Origin of the sequence: Mesorhizobium sp. ES1-4 (assembly GCF_020164745.1) — a bacterium.
Lineage (GTDB): Bacteria > Pseudomonadota > Alphaproteobacteria > Rhizobiales > Rhizobiaceae > Mesorhizobium.
On sequence record NZ_JAIUGV010000005.1, the window covers coordinates 94,627 to 108,732 of the forward strand.

Here is a 14,106-nt window from a genome sequence, read left to right on the forward strand (position 1 = left end):
CAGCACGACCGCCATCAAGGTCTTGATCATCGTGGCCAACAATGCCATCGGGTTCATGCGCCAAAAATACCTGCCGCGTCGGCATCCAAAAGGGAAGCGCAATGGGCGATCATGGTGAATCCGCGGCATTGCTGGCCGGGCTTTCCGGCGCGCTGACCGAGTTCGGCCACCGATTGATGGCGCGGGTCTATTATGCCGACACCGATTTCTCAGGCGTCGTCTATCACGCGCGCTATCTTGAATTCCTCGAGCGCGGCCGCTCCGACTATCTCAGGCTCACCGGAGTGCATCATACTGAACTCGCCGACGGCAAGCATGGCGAGAAGATCGTTTGGGTGGTGCGCCGCATGGAGATCGATTTCCGGATCCCCGCCCGGATCGATGACATCCTGACTGTCGATACCCGCACGCAGGACATCTCGGGTGCACGCATCTTCATGGCGCAGCAGCTCAAGCGCGACGACGATGTGCTGGTCGAGGCCAAGGTCGAGGCGGCGATCATCGGCGCGAACGGCCGGCCGCGGCGCTTCCCCCGGGAATGGGTCGCAGCCTTCATGCCTCGGGCACGCTGACGTCCTGGGGCAGGGCCCTGGACCGACGCCCTTGGGAGTTGGGCGCGGCAATGCGCCGCGCCTTATACACTAACCCATCCTTAACCATAACGGTTCATGAAGAGATTGGTGAAGATTGGCGTTATTCGACGCCTTCCTTTCACCAATATTTGCCCCGAAAAGGCCGCTAACGGCACGGTTTGGGGTGTCCGGTAGCTTCGTGCGCACCGACCACAAGGGATGCCATGGGCCAGCCGCCAGCTTCGCCCGGAAATCTTAAGGACGTAACGATGGAAAATATCGCACTCGCCGAACCGGGCGCGCAATTGTCGATTTGGGCCTTGTTCATGCAGGCCAGCTGGGTGGTCAAGCTGGTCATGATCGGGCTGCTCTGTGCCTCGGTGTGGACCTGGGCGATCATTGTCGACAAGCTGGTCGCCTATGGCCGCATGCGACTGGCGCTGAACCGCTTCGAGCAGGTTTTCTGGTCGGGGCAGTCGCTGGAGGAGCTCTACCGCACGCTCGCCGACCGCAAGACGACAGGCATGGGGGCCATTTTCGTCGCCGCCATGCGCGAATGGAAGAAGAGTTTCGAGAAAGGCGCCAAGTCGCCGCTCGGCCTGCAGACCCGCATCGACAAGGCCATGGACCTGGCGCTGACCCGGGAGATGGAGAAGCTGGAGGGGCGCCTCGGTTTCCTCGCCACCACCGGCTCGGCTGCACCCTTCATCGGCCTGTTCGGCACCGTCATCGGCATCATGACCTCGTTCCAGGCCATCGCCGGCTCCAAGAACACCAGCCTCGCGGTGGTCGCGCCCGGTATCGCCGAAGCGCTGCTGGCGACGGCCATCGGCCTGCTCGCCGCCATTCCGGCGGTCATCGCCTATAACAAGCTGTCATCGGATGCGAGCAAGATCGCGGTGCGCATGGAGGGGTTCTCGGACGAGTTCTCCGCCATACTCTCGCGCCAAATCGATGAAAAAGTCGCGCCGAAGGCCTGAGGAGTAACGAGATGGGTATGTCCGTAGGCATGGGCGGGAGAGGCGGGCGCGGCCACCGGCGGCGCGGCCGTCACCATGCGCTGATGTCGGAGATCAACGTCACGCCGATGGTCGACGTGATGCTGGTGCTGCTGATCATCTTCATGGTCGCCGCACCCATGCTGACGGTCGGCGTGCCGATCGACCTGCCCGACACGCAGGCCAAGGCGATGAATGCCGATACCCAGCCGATCACCGTCTCGATCGATGCGGCCGGCAAGATCTTCCTGCAGGAAACCGAGATCCCGATCGAGGAGCTGGTGGCCAAGCTGCAGGCGATTTCCAAGACCGGCTACGAAGAGCGCATCTTCATCCGTGGCGACAAGGCCACCGACTACGGCACGGCGATGAAGGTGATGGCCCGTATTTCAGCCGCGGGCTACAAGAACATCGGCCTGGTTTCGCTGCAGGAACAGGATCAATAAACGGAAGATGAAGACCGGCCTCACCACATCGGTGATCTTGCATGCGGCGGTGCTGGTCTTCGGCCTGTTCACCCTGTCGGCGCCGGCCGCGCTTCCGTCCGTTGACGTGGAGTCGGTCGCTGTCGACATCGTGCCGATGGAGGCCATCGCGCAGACCTTGCAGGGCGACAAGAAGGCCGTGATGCATGAAAAGCCGGCGCCGTTGCCGACGCAGCGTCCCGATATCGTGCCGAATGCGCAGAAGGTGGGCGAAAACAGCGTCGACACGGAAAAGCCGATAACGCCGGAAGCAAAGCCGAAACCGGTCGACACGACCTCGGCTCCGGCGCCGGCGCCGACCCCGAAGGAAATCTCGAAGACCGAGGACGTGCCGAAGCCGCGGGAAAAGCCGAAGCCCATCCCCGCGACGGAAGTGGCGCCCGCGCCGCAGCCCAAGGAAGACGTGAAGCCCGAGCCGGTCAAGCAGACGGAGCCCAAGCCGACGCCGGCCAAGCCGGCGCCGACTCCGCCGCCGCAGGACAAGACCGCGGCTATCGATCCGACGCCCGAGGTCAAGCCGGATGCCGTCGCCGAGGCCATTGCCAAGGAGCCGCCGCCCGAAGAGACCCCATTGCCGAGTTCAGCGCCGGCACCGGAAGCCCGGCCAAAGCCGCAGCAGGCACAGGCAGAAAGCGCCAAGGCGCCTGAACGCAAGGATGCCGACAAGCCGGTCAAGGAAGCGTCATCCAAGCCAAGGTCCGACGACAAGCAATTCAACGCCAATGAGATCTCGGCCCTGCTCGACAAGCAGAAGCCGTCCGGAGGCGGGGCCAAGCGCTCGACCCAGCAGGCGTCGCTCGGCGGCGACAAGGATCAGGGACAGAAGTTGTCGAAGTCGGAGCAGGGCGCCCTGGAAAGCCAGTTGGGCGGTTGCTGGACCTTGCCGGCAGGCCTGGAAGGTTCGGAGAATTTCGTCGTCGTGGTCCGTTTCACCCTGAACACGTCCGGCAAGCTCGACAGCCGCCCGTCCGTGGAGAAATCGAGCGGCAATCGGCAGTTCGATGAAAGCGCCGTGCGCGCCGTCCAGAAATGCGACATGGCGGGCCTGCAGGTTCCCGCCGGCAAGCAAGACATCTGGTCCGACATCCGGGTCACGTTCGACCCAAGGGAAATGCTCGGCCTCTAGGCCTGGCGTCCACCCAATCAAAGAAGAGAAGCGAGACGATATGCGATCTTTCCTCAAGCCGCTCCTGACGATTGCAGCCATGGCGCTGGGCATGACAGCCATCGTTCCGGTGCCTGCGTGGGCGCTGGTCGAACTCAACGTCAACAAGGGCAATGTCGAGCCGCTGCCGATCGCCATCACGGATTTCCAGGGCGGCGATGCGCTTGGCGCGCAAATTTCCCAGATCGTCGCCGCCGACCTGAAGCGCTCCGGCCTGTTCGCGCCGATCGACAAGAGCGCCTTCATCGAGAAGATCACCAACCCGGACGCAGCGCCCCGTTTCGACGACTGGAAGGTGATCAACGCGCAGGCGCTGGTCACCGGAAGCGTCAGCAAGGAAGCAGACGGACGCATCCGCGCGCAGTACCGGCTGTGGGACACCTTCGCCGGACAGCAGATGGCCGGCGAGCAGTTCTTCGCCAACGACGCCAATCAGCGCCGCGTCGCCCACATAATCGCAGACGCCATCTATGAGCGGCTGACCGGCGAGAAGGGCTATTTCGACACGCGGATCGTCTTCATCGACGAATCCGGCGCCAAGAACGCGCGCAAGAAGCGCCTTGCCATCATGGACCAGGACGGCGCCAATGTGCGCTACCTCTCGGATGGCCGGTCGATCGTGCTGACGCCACGCTTCTCGCCGAACCGTCAGGAAATCACCTACATGTCCTATGAAAGCGGCCAGCCGCGGGTCTATCTCCTGCAGATCGAGACCGGACAGCGCGAACTGGTCGGCAATTTCCCCGGCATGACGTTCGCGCCGCGCTTCTCGCCCGACGGCCAGAAGGTGATCATGAGCCTGCTGCGCGACGACGGCAATTCCAACATCTTCGCCATGGATCTGCGCAGCCGTTCGACCACGCGGCTGACCAACTCGACCGCCATCGACACCTCGCCCTCCTATTCGCCCGACGGCAGCAAGGTGGTGTTCACCTCCGACCGCGGCGGCCGCGCCCAGATCTATGTCATGGGCGCCGACGGCTCGGGCCAGACCCGCATCTCCTTCGGCGACGGCGTCTATTCGACGCCGGTGTGGTCGCCGCGCGGCGACCTCATCGCCTTCACCAAGCAGACCGGCGGCGAATTCCAGATCGGGGTCATGAAGACCGACGGCTCTGGCGAGCGCATCCTGTCCTCCGGCTTCCAGCAGGAAGGACCGACCTGGGCGCCGAACGGCCGCGTGCTCATGTTCTTCCGTGACTCGAATGGCGGCCCGAAACTGGTTTCCGTCGATCTCACCGGCCGCAACGAGCAGCCGATTCCAACCGCCAATTTCGCTTCCGATCCGGCCTGGTCGCCGCTACTGGAATAAGACGGATTTGGCGAATTGAAGAATTGACGAGATGGAGAAAGCAGAAGGCTACGTTAGGCGAGCAAAGGATCTGGAGGTCTACAAGCGCGCTTACGTAGTCTCTCTCGCGGTTCACAAGGCCACGCTCGCTTTCCCCAAAATAGAGCAATATGCGCTTGCCGATCAGCTGCGGCGTTCCAGCAAAGGGATTTGCGCCAATCTGGCCGAGGGCTTTGCCAAGCAGACCCACTCCAAAGCCGAATTCGCCCGGTTCATTTCAATGGCCATGGGGTCATGCAGCGAAGTGGAGACATGGATTTCGTACGCGTCCGACCTTGAATACATCGGGCACGGGCAACGCGACGAGTGGCTGCAATCTTATACCCATATCTATGGAATGCTGGTGAACTTGAGAGAGAAGCTGAGGTGATCTCTCACGTCAGTTCTCCAATTCATCAATTCTCCAATCCTGCAAATCTTCAATTCCGTTTTTCCATACCTTGGTCGCGTTTTGGCCGCATTTCCGCCTAGGGTCCGCGCCAACTGTGGCTTACGGCCAAACGGCTGCGGACGGGCAGTCTAAACCAAACTTTAACCGTGTTTCTTGAATGCCGGTTAACCCAAACGTGGTTACTGGGTGATCAACGAAATCACTCGAATACGAAGGAGAGGCGGCATGGGCCGTATCGCAGCACTTACCAGAAATCCGGTCATGATCGCGCTGGTGGCGATGCTCGCCGTTGCCGGGTGCGCCTCGAAGAAGACGCCGAACAGCGCGGCCGATCTCGGTCTCAACGGCGCGGGTGCCGCGACACCGGGCTCGGCGCAGGACTTCACCGTCAACATCGGCGACCGCATCTTCTTCGATACGGACTCGACCTCGATCCGTGCCGACGCCCAGACGACGCTTTCGCGCCAGGCACAGTGGCTGAACCAGTACAAGCAGTATGCCATCGTCATCGAAGGCCATGCCGACGAACGCGGCACGCGTGAATACAATCTGGCGCTTGGTGCCCGCCGCGCCGCTGCCACTCGCGACTTCCTGGTCTCCAAGGGCGTTGCGGCCAGCCGCCTCAAGACGATTTCCTACGGCAAGGAACGGCCGGTCGCCGTATGCGACGATATCTCCTGCTGGTCGCAGAACCGCCGCGCCGTCACCACGCTCAGCGGCGCCGGCTCCTGACGCACGACCGAAGATCAAATTCGGTCTTCGGAAACGATCATGCGCGGGTAACAAACGGCTGCGGCGTCCCGTTGCGCGTCCACCGACGCGGCGTCCGTAGGCGGCAAAAATACAACACCTCTTTGCGAAAGGCGGCCTGCGGGCCGCCTTTTTCATATCCTGAGGCCAGAAACAAAATTTGGCCGAAGTCTCGCGCCCTGCTATGAGCCGAGGGCGCTTGGCTGGTCTCAGATCGATTGGAAGGCGCAAACAAGCTAACGATTGGACGGCGAGAGGCACATGCATTTGAGATCGGTTCTGAGCGGCACGCTTGCGCTGCTGCTTTTATCAGGCGTAACCGCCTTGGCGAGCGGCACGGGGCAATCAACCGAGAGCGGTTTTTCCTTCCATCTGCCGACACTTGAGTTGCCCAGCCTTTTCGGTGAGAAGAAAAAGCAGGATCAGGTCCAGCTCGCGCAGTCGAGTGGTGCCGGCGGGACCGGGCTCGAGGACCAATTGCGCCAGTTGAACGGCAAGGTCGAGGAACTTAATTTCCAGGTCCTGCAGATGCAGGAACAGATCCGCAAACAGCAGGAAGACAACGAGTTTCGCTTCCAGCAGCTGGAAGGCGGCTCGCAAGGTGGACAGCCGCCGGCGCAGAAGAAATCGGATGCCACCACCGGAACCAGCACCGATGTGGCCTCGGCCCCGGCAACCCAGGCGCCGGCTGATGCCGGCGCCGCGTCCGGCAGCGATCAATCCGCGGGCGGCAAGACGGTCGAGGACGTCATCGTCGAATCACCCGATGGCGACCCCGGCAAGGTGATCCCCGGTAGGGGGGCGCCCGAAAAGACCTTTGGCTCCATCACCGTCGACAAGAATGGCAATGTGATCGACGCCGGTGGCAGCACGCAGTCGACCTCGGCGGCACAGGACACGGCGCCAGCCACTGGTGCACCCGCCAAGGCCGGCAAGTCCGCCGGCACGGTGGTCGCGGCTCTGCCCGCCACCAACAATCCCGAAGAGCTCTATCGAAATTCCTACCAGTTCATCCTCTCGGGCGATTACGGCACCGCCGAGCAGGGTTTCCGCGATCATATTTCCCGCTTCCCCAAGGACGCCAAGACGGCGGACGCGCATTATTGGCTCGGGGAATCGCTGCTAGGCCAGCAGAAGTACCGCGATGCGGCGGAAGTCTTCCTCGCCGCCAGCAAGGACTATCCCAAGGCCAAGAAAGCACCCGACATGCTGTTGAAGCTCGGCGTGTCGCTGGTCGGCCTCAAGCAGCATGATGTCGCCTGCGCCACCTTCAGCGAGGTCGGCAAGCGCTATCCCGACATTTCAAACACACTCAAGGAACGCGTCAAGCAGGAGAAGGCCCTGGCCGCGTGCTGATATTTCCCGGGCATGTCGTGGCCCCCAACCCCGGGCGACATGATGCCCGACGCCGAGCCTGATCTTTCGACAAGATTGTTTTCGCATATCGATTTTACCAACGGCGCCGTTGCGGCCGTCTCGGGCGGCAGTGACTCGACCGCGCTCCTTCTCCTTCTCAAACAGCATCTCGACCGAACCGAACCGTCCGCCAGGCTGCTGGCCGTTACGGTCGATCACGGCTTGCGGCCGGGTTCGGCTGCCGAGGCGCGTGCCGTGGCGAAGCTTTGCGCGGAACGCGGCGTCGCACACCGCGTCCTGGCCTGGTCGGGAGAAAAACCGTCGACCGGCCTGCCGGCGGCAGCGCGCGAGGCGCGCTACCGGCTGCTGGCCAGCGCCGCCCGGGCGGAAGGCATTGGCCTGATCGTGACCGGACACACATTGGACGACCAGGCCGAGACGGTGTTGATGCGGCGCGAGCGCAGCGATGCGGCCCGCGAAGAGGGGCGTGGCCTTGCCGGCATGGCACCCGCCACCTTGCATGACTGGCGCGACTGGATCGTGCGGCCGCTTCTTGGCGTGAGGCGCCATGCGCTGCGCGATTACCTGCGGCGCCAAAAGGTCGGCTGGGCCGAGGACCCGACCAATGCCGACGAAGCCTTCGAGCGGCCGCGCATGCGGGCAACCCTTGCCGGCGAGGCCGGCGCACAGCGCATGAACGACGCGCTGGCGTTGGCAGCACGGGAGGCCGACGTCCGCACGCGGCTTGGCGCCGAGGCCGCCTCTCTGGTCGAACGCTTCGCCAGCCAGCCGACGGCAGGCCTCATCCGTCTCGATCCGGCCCTGCTCAGCGCCGGCGACGACAGGGCGGCCGTCTACGCACTGCGCATTCTGCTGGCGACATCAGGGGGAATTGCCTTGCTGCCGGACCAGGCTCGCAGCGAGGCGCTGCTTGTCCGGCTGAAGGCCGGATTTCTTTGCGCCACATTGTCGCGGACGGTGGTCGATTTCAGGCGCGCCGGCATCTTTCTGCGCCGCGAGATGCGCAACCTGCCGGCGACAGTGGCAGCGGTCGACGCCGCCATCTGGGACGGTCGTCGCCAAATCACGTTGAACGACGCCAGCGGCACATTGTTGATCGCCCCGTTCGGGGCGGCGGCGGCGAAGCGGCGGGTTGTTGATCGGGGTGAAGCCCCGCCAAGCCTCGTTCGGGCGGCGTTGGCAGCTGAACCAGTCTCGCGGCAAGCCGTCGAGAAGACCGGCCCAGCGCCCGATTGGCCGACATCGCAAGGGTTCGCGGCCGTGCCGGTCGTTGCTCCCTTTGCCCGCTTCCTGCCGTCCTTCGATCTGGCCCCGGCGCGTGCCGTCGCCGCGCTAACCGGCGCGACGCCCCCACCTGCCTCGCCATTGCGTGGCCACAGTGCCGGTTGATGCTGCGCGAAAGCTTAACCCAGACATGCTGTTCTGCTTGGCAAGGGGGGACGCTCTCCCTATGTTAGGCCCAAGTTTCCTCTCATGATGCAGTCCGCTCGCGGGCTCCAACGGGACAATTGATGAATCCGAACTATCGCAACCTCGCGCTCTGGGCGATCATAGCGGTCCTGCTCATCGCCCTCTTCAATCTGTTCCAGACGCCGCAGACGCGCGGAGCTTCGAGCGATGTGCCTTATTCGCAGTTCCTGCAGGATGTCGCGGCCGGCCGGGTCAAGACGGTGACCATCGCGGGTGCCCGCATCACCGGCACCTATACCGACAATTCCAGCGGCTTCCAGACCTATTCGCCCGGCGATCCCCAACTGGTCTCGCGGCTGCAGGACAAGAACGTCACCATCAATGCGCGGCCCGAGACCGACGGCTCCAATTCGCTGTTCGGCTACCTGATCTCGTGGCTGCCGATGATCCTTATCCTCGGCGTGTGGATATTCTTCATGCGCCAGATGCAGTCCGGCTCCGGGCGCGCCATGGGCTTCGGCAAGTCGAAGGCCAAGCTGCTGACCGAGGCGCATGGCCGCGTCACCTTCCAGGACGTCGCCGGCGTCGACGAAGCCAAGGAAGATCTCGAAGAGATCGTCGAGTTCCTGCGCGATCCGCAGAAGTTCCAGCGCCTCGGCGGCAAAATTCCGCGCGGCGTGCTACTGGTCGGCCCTCCCGGCACCGGCAAGACGCTGCTTGCCCGCTCGGTCGCCGGCGAAGCCAACGTGCCGTTCTTCACCATTTCAGGTTCGGATTTCGTCGAGATGTTCGTCGGCGTCGGCGCCAGCCGCGTGCGCGACATGTTCGACCAGGCCAAGAAGAACGCGCCCTGCATCATCTTCATCGACGAAATCGATGCCGTCGGCCGCCATCGCGGCGCCGGCCTCGGCGGCGGCAACGACGAGCGCGAGCAAACGCTGAACCAGCTGCTCGTCGAGATGGACGGCTTCGAATCCAACGAAAGCATCATCCTTATCGCCGCCACCAACCGGCCCGACGTGCTCGACCCGGCGTTGCTGCGTCCAGGCCGTTTCGACCGCCAGGTGGTGGTGCCGAACCCCGACATCGTCGGCCGCGAAAAGATCCTCAAGGTGCATGTGCGTAACGTCCCGCTGGCGCCGAATGTCGACCTCAAGGTCGTCGCTCGTGGTACCCCCGGCTTCTCCGGCGCCGACCTGATGAACCTGGTCAACGAATCCGCGCTGATGGCGGCGCGGCGCAACAAGCGCCTCGTCACCATGGCCGAGTTCGAGGACGCCAAGGACAAGATCATGATGGGCGCCGAGCGCCGCTCGTCGGCCATGACCCAGGCCGAGAAGGAGCTGACCGCCTATCACGAGGCCGGCCACGCCATCCTGGCGCTCAACGTGCCCTCGGCCGATCCGCTGCACAAGGCGACGATCATCCCGCGCGGCCGTGCGCTCGGCATGGTCATGCAGTTGCCGGAAGGCGACCGCTACTCCATGAGCTACAAATACATGGTCTCACGCCTTGCCATCATGATGGGCGGGCGGGTCGCCGAGGAGTTCAAGTTCGGGAAGGAGAACATCACCTCGGGCGCTTCCTCCGACATCGAGCAGGCGACCAAGCTGGCTCGCGCCATGGTCACGCGCTGGGGCTTCTCCGACAAGCTCGGCCATGTCGCCTATGGCGACAACCAGGAGGAAGTGTTCCTCGGCCATTCGGTGGCGCGTACGCAGAACATCTCGGAAGAGACCGCGCAGATCATCGACGGCGAAGTGCGCCGCCTGATCGACGAGGCCTATTCCACGGCGAAGGCGGTGCTGACCAAAAAGAAGAAGGAATGGATCGCGCTGGCGCAAGGCCTGCTCGAGTACGAGACGCTGTCCGGTGACGAGATCAAGCAGCTGATCGCGGGTGGGAAGCCCGCGCGCGACCTTGGCGACGACACGCCGCCGAGCCGTGGTTCGGCCGTGCCGAAGTCCGGCGGCCGCCGCAAGAAGGGCCCCGAGCCCGAAGGCGGCATGGAGCCGCAACCGCAAGGCTAGAGCGGTTCAGCGTTTGATAGAATCGCTGCACCGCTCTAACTCTTTGTTTTCACGCAATTCCGGACGGAAAACCGCTACGCACTTTTCCTGGAATTGCTCTAGGTATCGAACGTACGTAGGAGCATCATCCTCGGGCTTGACCCACTGCTGTCCAATCCGCTTAACCGGACAGCAGTGGAATAAGCCCGAGGATGACGACTCGCCGTCTGCGGGCGGTGAATAGCCGTATCCGCCGTGTTCGATCGTTATGACTCAGCTTTCAGCCGCGCATTGCAGAGGCTGTAATAGCCGCCGCCCTTCTGGATCCAGCGAAGGCCGTTCAGCGTACCTGCGTCCTTGTTGCCGTGGTAACCCTGCAGGCAGGTCTTCATCCGCGCCTTCGCGGGTTTTTCGGTCTTGAACTCCGCGGCGAGGGTGGTCGGGAATGTCACGCCCGCCGGCGCTACCGTGGGGGCGACCGCCGCGCTGGCTTCCTTTTTCGGCTGCGGCTCAGTCTTGATCGTATCCGCGCTGACACTGTCTGTAGCGGGCGTCGCGCATTTCTCCTTGCGGAAAGCGGCCCAGTCCATGCCGTCCAGAGTGCCGCCTTCCTTAGCTGCCCTGTAGGTCTCTCCGCATTCCTTCATAGTCAGTGCGCTTGCAGGGGCGACGCCCCAAGCGATCAATGCGGTCACACCCAATATCGCCAACTTCAAACTGGACATAAATCCTCCTGATTGCTACGAGTCCGATGTCTTTTTGTATACTGTTTGTTCCTTATATGTTCAATCGGAATCTTTGCGAGCTACTTATAGGCCCGGCGGAGGGAAGTGGGTTGATGATGCCGGTCGCTCCCGCCAGATGCCGATGCGAGCAGGGGCCGCGGCATCTTCGCGAGCAACAAAAAGGCCCGCGCACGTCACGGTGCACGGGCCTTCCTTCTTCGAACAATTAGGCGATCAGCCCTTCAGCTTGGCATTGCAGAGGCTGTAGAAGCCGCCGCCCTTCTGGATCCACTTCAGGCCGCCGAGCGCATTGGCGTCCTTGAGGACATAGTACTGGTCGAGGCAGGTGTGCATGCGGCCCTTTCCGGGGGTCTCGCTGGCATACTTGGCCGAGATCGCGGACGGGAAGGTGACGCCCTTGGGCGCTACGGTCGTCGGCTTCGCCGGTTCCTTGGTGTAGTTCGCCTCGCTCGGAGCGGGCACGCTGTCGTCTTCCGAGGCGCTGGCGCCGCATTCGCTCTTGCGGAAGTCGTTCCACTTCATGCCCTTCAGCGTGTTCGCCGTCTTGGCCGCCTGGTACTTGGTGCTGCACTCGGCCATGCTCAGACCCTTGCCTGTGGCGGCCGGTGTGGTGGTGGTCGCAGCCTTGGTGGTCGCCGGCTTGGTGGTGTCGGCTGCGGCTGCGCCAGCGGCGCATTCGGCTTTGCGGAAGTCGTTCCACTTCATGCCGTTCAGCGTGCCGGCCGCCTTGGCCGCCTGGTACTTGGTGCTGCATTCCTTGGCGGTTAGGCCCTTGGCCGTGCTGTCGGCAGCTGCGGCGGCAGCCTTGGTTGTCGTGGCAGGCTTCGTCTCGGCCGCCTTGGTTGTGGCTGCCTTGGTTGTGGCTGCCTTGGTTGTGGCCGCCTTGGTGTCCGTGGTGGCCGCGGCGTCGGTACCGCATTGCGCCTTGCGGAACTGGTTCCAAGTCGCCCCGGCAAGTGTCCCCGCGTCCTTGGCGGCGTTATACTTCGTGCTGCACTCGGCCATCGTCAGCGCGTTGGCTGGCGCGGCCAGGAACAACGTCGCGACGGCTAGGCCGGTCAGAGTGGCAATTCGGTGGATGAGCATAGCGTTTCTCCATGGCTGCAGCCCATTGTACGTCCCGGCAAATCAATAACGCTCAACGGTCGGTTGCGCCAGATGCCAAGTGGCGTATATATCACCGAAAGTCGTGTTCTAACGACAAGGTGATGAAATCATTCGGCCTTACGGCCTTCGGGACAAGAATTTCCGGTGTGCAACCGCGGCGCACGGCTCGCAAAACTGGTATATGTGGCGCAACAGTGTCCCATGAACGGCTGCGGCCATGTTGTGCGCATTGCACAACAATGATTTTCTAAGGATTGGTAACATACAATCACACAATGTGATCAATGCGCGGCCGCCAATTGTGGCAAGACGTGCCGGCTAAGGACAATCGGGGATACTGGCTAGAATGGCAGGAAATTACTTCGGCACGGACGGCATTCGCGGGCGCGCCAACAAGTTTCCGATGACCGCCGAAATCGCCATGCGGGTCGGCATGGCCGCCGGCCTTTCGTTCCAGCGCGGCAGCCACCGCCACCGCGTCGTGCTCGGCAAGGACACCAGGCTTTCCGGCTACATGATCGAGAACGCGATGGTGGCCGGCCTTTGCGCCGCCGGCATGGACGTATTCCTGCTTGGCCCGATCCCGACGCCGGCGGTGGCCATGCTGGTGCGTTCGCTGCGCGCCGACATCGGCGTCATGATCTCTGCCTCGCACAATCCCTACTACGACAACGGCATCAAGCTGTTCGGGCCCGACGGCTATAAGCTCTCCGACGAGATCGAAGAACGCATCGAGAGCATGCTCGACAAGGACATCGAACTGGCGCTCGCCGATTCCGACGGGCTTGGCCGCGCCAAGCGCGTCGACGGCGTGCATGACCGCTACATCGAATTCGCCAAGCGCACCTTGCCGCGCTCGATGTCGCTTTCGGGCCTGAGGATCGTCGTCGACTGCGCCAATGGCGCGGCCTACAAGGTGGCGCCCGAGGCGCTGTGGGAACTCGGCGCCGAGGTCGTGGCCATCAATGTCGAGCCCAACGGCTTCAACATCAACAGGGAATGCGGCTCGACCCATCCGGCCGGGCTGCAGAAGAAGGTCCACGAAGTGCGCGCCGACATCGGCATCGCGCTCGACGGCGATGCCGACCGCGTCGTCATCGTCGACGAGAACGGGGCTATCGTCGACGGCGACCAGATCATGGCGCTGATTGCCGAGTCGTGGCACCAGAGCGGGCGGCTGGCTGGCGGGGGCGTCGTTTCGACGGTCATGTCCAATCTCGGCCTCGAACGCTTTCTCGGCGACATGAAGTTGCAATTGCACCGCACCAAGGTCGGCGACCGCTATGTCGTGGAGCATATGCGCGCGCATGGGCTCAATGTCGGCGGCGAGCAGTCGGGCCACATCGTGCTGTCTGACTTTTCGACCACAGGCGACGGTCTGGTCTCCGCACTGCAGGTGCTGGCCTGCATCAAGCGGCAGGGCCGCCCGGTCAGCGAACTGTCGAAGAAGTTCGAGCCGGTTCCGCAACTTTTGAAGAACGTTCGCATCGCCGGCGGCAAGCCGCTGGAGGAAGCCCAGGTCAAGGCCGCGATCGAAGACGCCCGCCACCGTCTCGGCAAGGCCGGGCGGCTGGTCATCCGTCCATCCGGCACCGAGCCGCTGATCCGTGTCATGGCCGAGGGCGACGATCCGCAACTGGTCGAGGCTGTCGTCAACGACATCGTCGGGGTCATCTCGGAAACCCGCAGCGCCGCCTGATCTCCGCTTCGACCCGAAGACGTCGCGCCAGCGCGCGCTGGTTGCA

General features: G+C 63.3%; 13 protein-coding genes. 11 read left to right on the plus strand and 2 right to left on the minus strand.

Going from position 1 to position 14,106, the window contains the following annotated elements:
- The first annotated feature begins 101 nt into the window (after positions 1 to 101).
- From ybgC to ftsH, 10 genes are all read left to right on the plus strand, one after another.
- On the plus strand, positions 102 to 572 hold the full coding sequence (gene ybgC / locus LB556_RS11025) for a tol-pal system-associated acyl-CoA thioesterase (RefSeq protein ID WP_224566901.1): 471 nt from the start codon (positions 102 to 104) through the stop codon (positions 570 to 572).
- Between the two features lie 269 nt (positions 573 to 841).
- A complete protein-coding gene (gene tolQ, locus LB556_RS11030) occupies positions 842 to 1,552 on the plus strand; it encodes a protein TolQ (RefSeq protein WP_015315267.1) in 711 nt (236 codons plus the stop codon).
- Between the two features lie 11 nt (positions 1,553 to 1,563).
- Positions 1,564 to 2,016, plus strand: coding sequence for a protein TolR (tolR, locus tag LB556_RS11035; RefSeq protein WP_224566903.1), 453 nt, complete (start codon positions 1,564 to 1,566; stop codon positions 2,014 to 2,016).
- Positions 2,017 to 2,023: 7 nt separating this feature from the next.
- Entirely contained in the window at positions 2,024 to 3,181 is a 1,158-nt protein-coding gene (locus LB556_RS11040; RefSeq protein ID WP_224566905.1) for a cell envelope integrity protein TolA, read from the plus strand.
- Between the two features lie 40 nt (positions 3,182 to 3,221).
- Positions 3,222 to 4,532: a Tol-Pal system beta propeller repeat protein TolB gene (gene tolB / locus LB556_RS11045; protein WP_224566907.1), complete on the plus strand. Its 1,311-nt coding sequence runs from the start codon at positions 3,222 to 3,224 to the stop codon at positions 4,530 to 4,532.
- 31 nt (positions 4,533 to 4,563) lie between these two features.
- Entirely contained in the window at positions 4,564 to 4,941 is a 378-nt protein-coding gene (locus tag LB556_RS11050) for a four helix bundle protein (protein ID WP_224566909.1), read from the plus strand.
- 246 nt (positions 4,942 to 5,187) lie between these two features.
- A complete protein-coding gene (gene pal, locus LB556_RS11055; RefSeq protein WP_224566912.1) occupies positions 5,188 to 5,694 on the plus strand; it encodes a peptidoglycan-associated lipoprotein Pal in 507 nt (168 codons plus the stop codon).
- A 279-nt stretch (positions 5,695 to 5,973) separates the two neighbouring features.
- Positions 5,974 to 7,068: a tol-pal system protein YbgF gene (gene ybgF, locus LB556_RS11060; RefSeq protein WP_224566914.1), complete on the plus strand. Its 1,095-nt coding sequence runs from the start codon at positions 5,974 to 5,976 to the stop codon at positions 7,066 to 7,068.
- 42 nt (positions 7,069 to 7,110) lie between these two features.
- Positions 7,111 to 8,478: a tRNA lysidine(34) synthetase TilS gene (tilS, locus tag LB556_RS11065; RefSeq protein WP_224567503.1), complete on the plus strand. Its 1,368-nt coding sequence runs from the start codon at positions 7,111 to 7,113 to the stop codon at positions 8,476 to 8,478.
- Between the two features lie 122 nt (positions 8,479 to 8,600).
- Complete coding sequence (gene ftsH, locus LB556_RS11070) at positions 8,601 to 10,529, plus strand: ATP-dependent zinc metalloprotease FtsH (protein ID WP_224566916.1); 1,929 nt, start codon at positions 8,601 to 8,603, stop codon at positions 10,527 to 10,529.
- Positions 10,530 to 10,774: 245 nt separating this feature from the next.
- Here the strand turns inward: ftsH and LB556_RS11075 are convergent, their stop codons facing one another.
- Both LB556_RS11075 and LB556_RS11080 read right to left on the minus strand, forming a co-directional pair.
- Positions 10,775 to 11,233 (minus strand): hypothetical protein, encoded by a 459-nt coding sequence (locus tag LB556_RS11075; RefSeq protein WP_224566918.1) that lies wholly within the window; start codon positions 11,231 to 11,233, stop codon positions 10,775 to 10,777.
- Positions 11,234 to 11,467: 234 nt separating this feature from the next.
- Positions 11,468 to 12,340, minus strand: coding sequence for a hypothetical protein (locus LB556_RS11080; protein WP_224566919.1), 873 nt, complete (start codon positions 12,338 to 12,340; stop codon positions 11,468 to 11,470).
- A 367-nt stretch (positions 12,341 to 12,707) separates the two neighbouring features.
- Here LB556_RS11080 and glmM point away from each other — a divergent pair, with 367 nt between their 5' ends.
- A complete protein-coding gene (gene glmM, locus LB556_RS11085; protein ID WP_224566920.1) occupies positions 12,708 to 14,060 on the plus strand; it encodes a phosphoglucosamine mutase in 1,353 nt (450 codons plus the stop codon).
- Positions 14,061 to 14,106: the final 46 nt, after the last annotated feature.

Excerpts from the sequence above, each read along its gene's own strand:
- ybgC (WP_224566901.1), top strand. The coding sequence starts at position 102 with ATGGGCGATCATGGTGAATCCGCGGCATTGCTGGCCGGGCTTTCCGGC.
- ybgF (WP_224566914.1), top strand. The coding sequence starts at position 5,974 with ATGCATTTGAGATCGGTTCTGAGCGGCACGCTTGCGCTGCTGCTTTTA.
- tolB (WP_224566907.1), top strand. The coding sequence starts at position 3,222 with ATGCGATCTTTCCTCAAGCCGCTCCTGACGATTGCAGCCATGGCGCTG.
- tolR (WP_224566903.1), top strand. The coding sequence starts at position 1,564 with ATGGGTATGTCCGTAGGCATGGGCGGGAGAGGCGGGCGCGGCCACCGG.
- tilS (WP_224567503.1), top strand. The coding sequence starts at position 7,111 with ATGCCCGACGCCGAGCCTGATCTTTCGACAAGATTGTTTTCGCATATC.
- LB556_RS11080 (WP_224566919.1), bottom strand. The coding sequence starts at position 12,340 with ATGCTCATCCACCGAATTGCCACTCTGACCGGCCTAGCCGTCGCGACG.
- LB556_RS11040 (WP_224566905.1), top strand. The coding sequence starts at position 2,024 with ATGAAGACCGGCCTCACCACATCGGTGATCTTGCATGCGGCGGTGCTG.
- LB556_RS11075 (WP_224566918.1), bottom strand. The coding sequence starts at position 11,233 with ATGTCCAGTTTGAAGTTGGCGATATTGGGTGTGACCGCATTGATCGCT.
- glmM (WP_224566920.1), top strand. The coding sequence starts at position 12,708 with ATGGCAGGAAATTACTTCGGCACGGACGGCATTCGCGGGCGCGCCAAC.
- pal (WP_224566912.1), top strand. The coding sequence starts at position 5,188 with ATGGGCCGTATCGCAGCACTTACCAGAAATCCGGTCATGATCGCGCTG.
- tolQ (WP_015315267.1), top strand. The coding sequence starts at position 842 with ATGGAAAATATCGCACTCGCCGAACCGGGCGCGCAATTGTCGATTTGG.
- LB556_RS11050 (WP_224566909.1), top strand. The coding sequence starts at position 4,564 with ATGGAGAAAGCAGAAGGCTACGTTAGGCGAGCAAAGGATCTGGAGGTC.
- ftsH (WP_224566916.1), top strand. The coding sequence starts at position 8,601 with ATGAATCCGAACTATCGCAACCTCGCGCTCTGGGCGATCATAGCGGTC.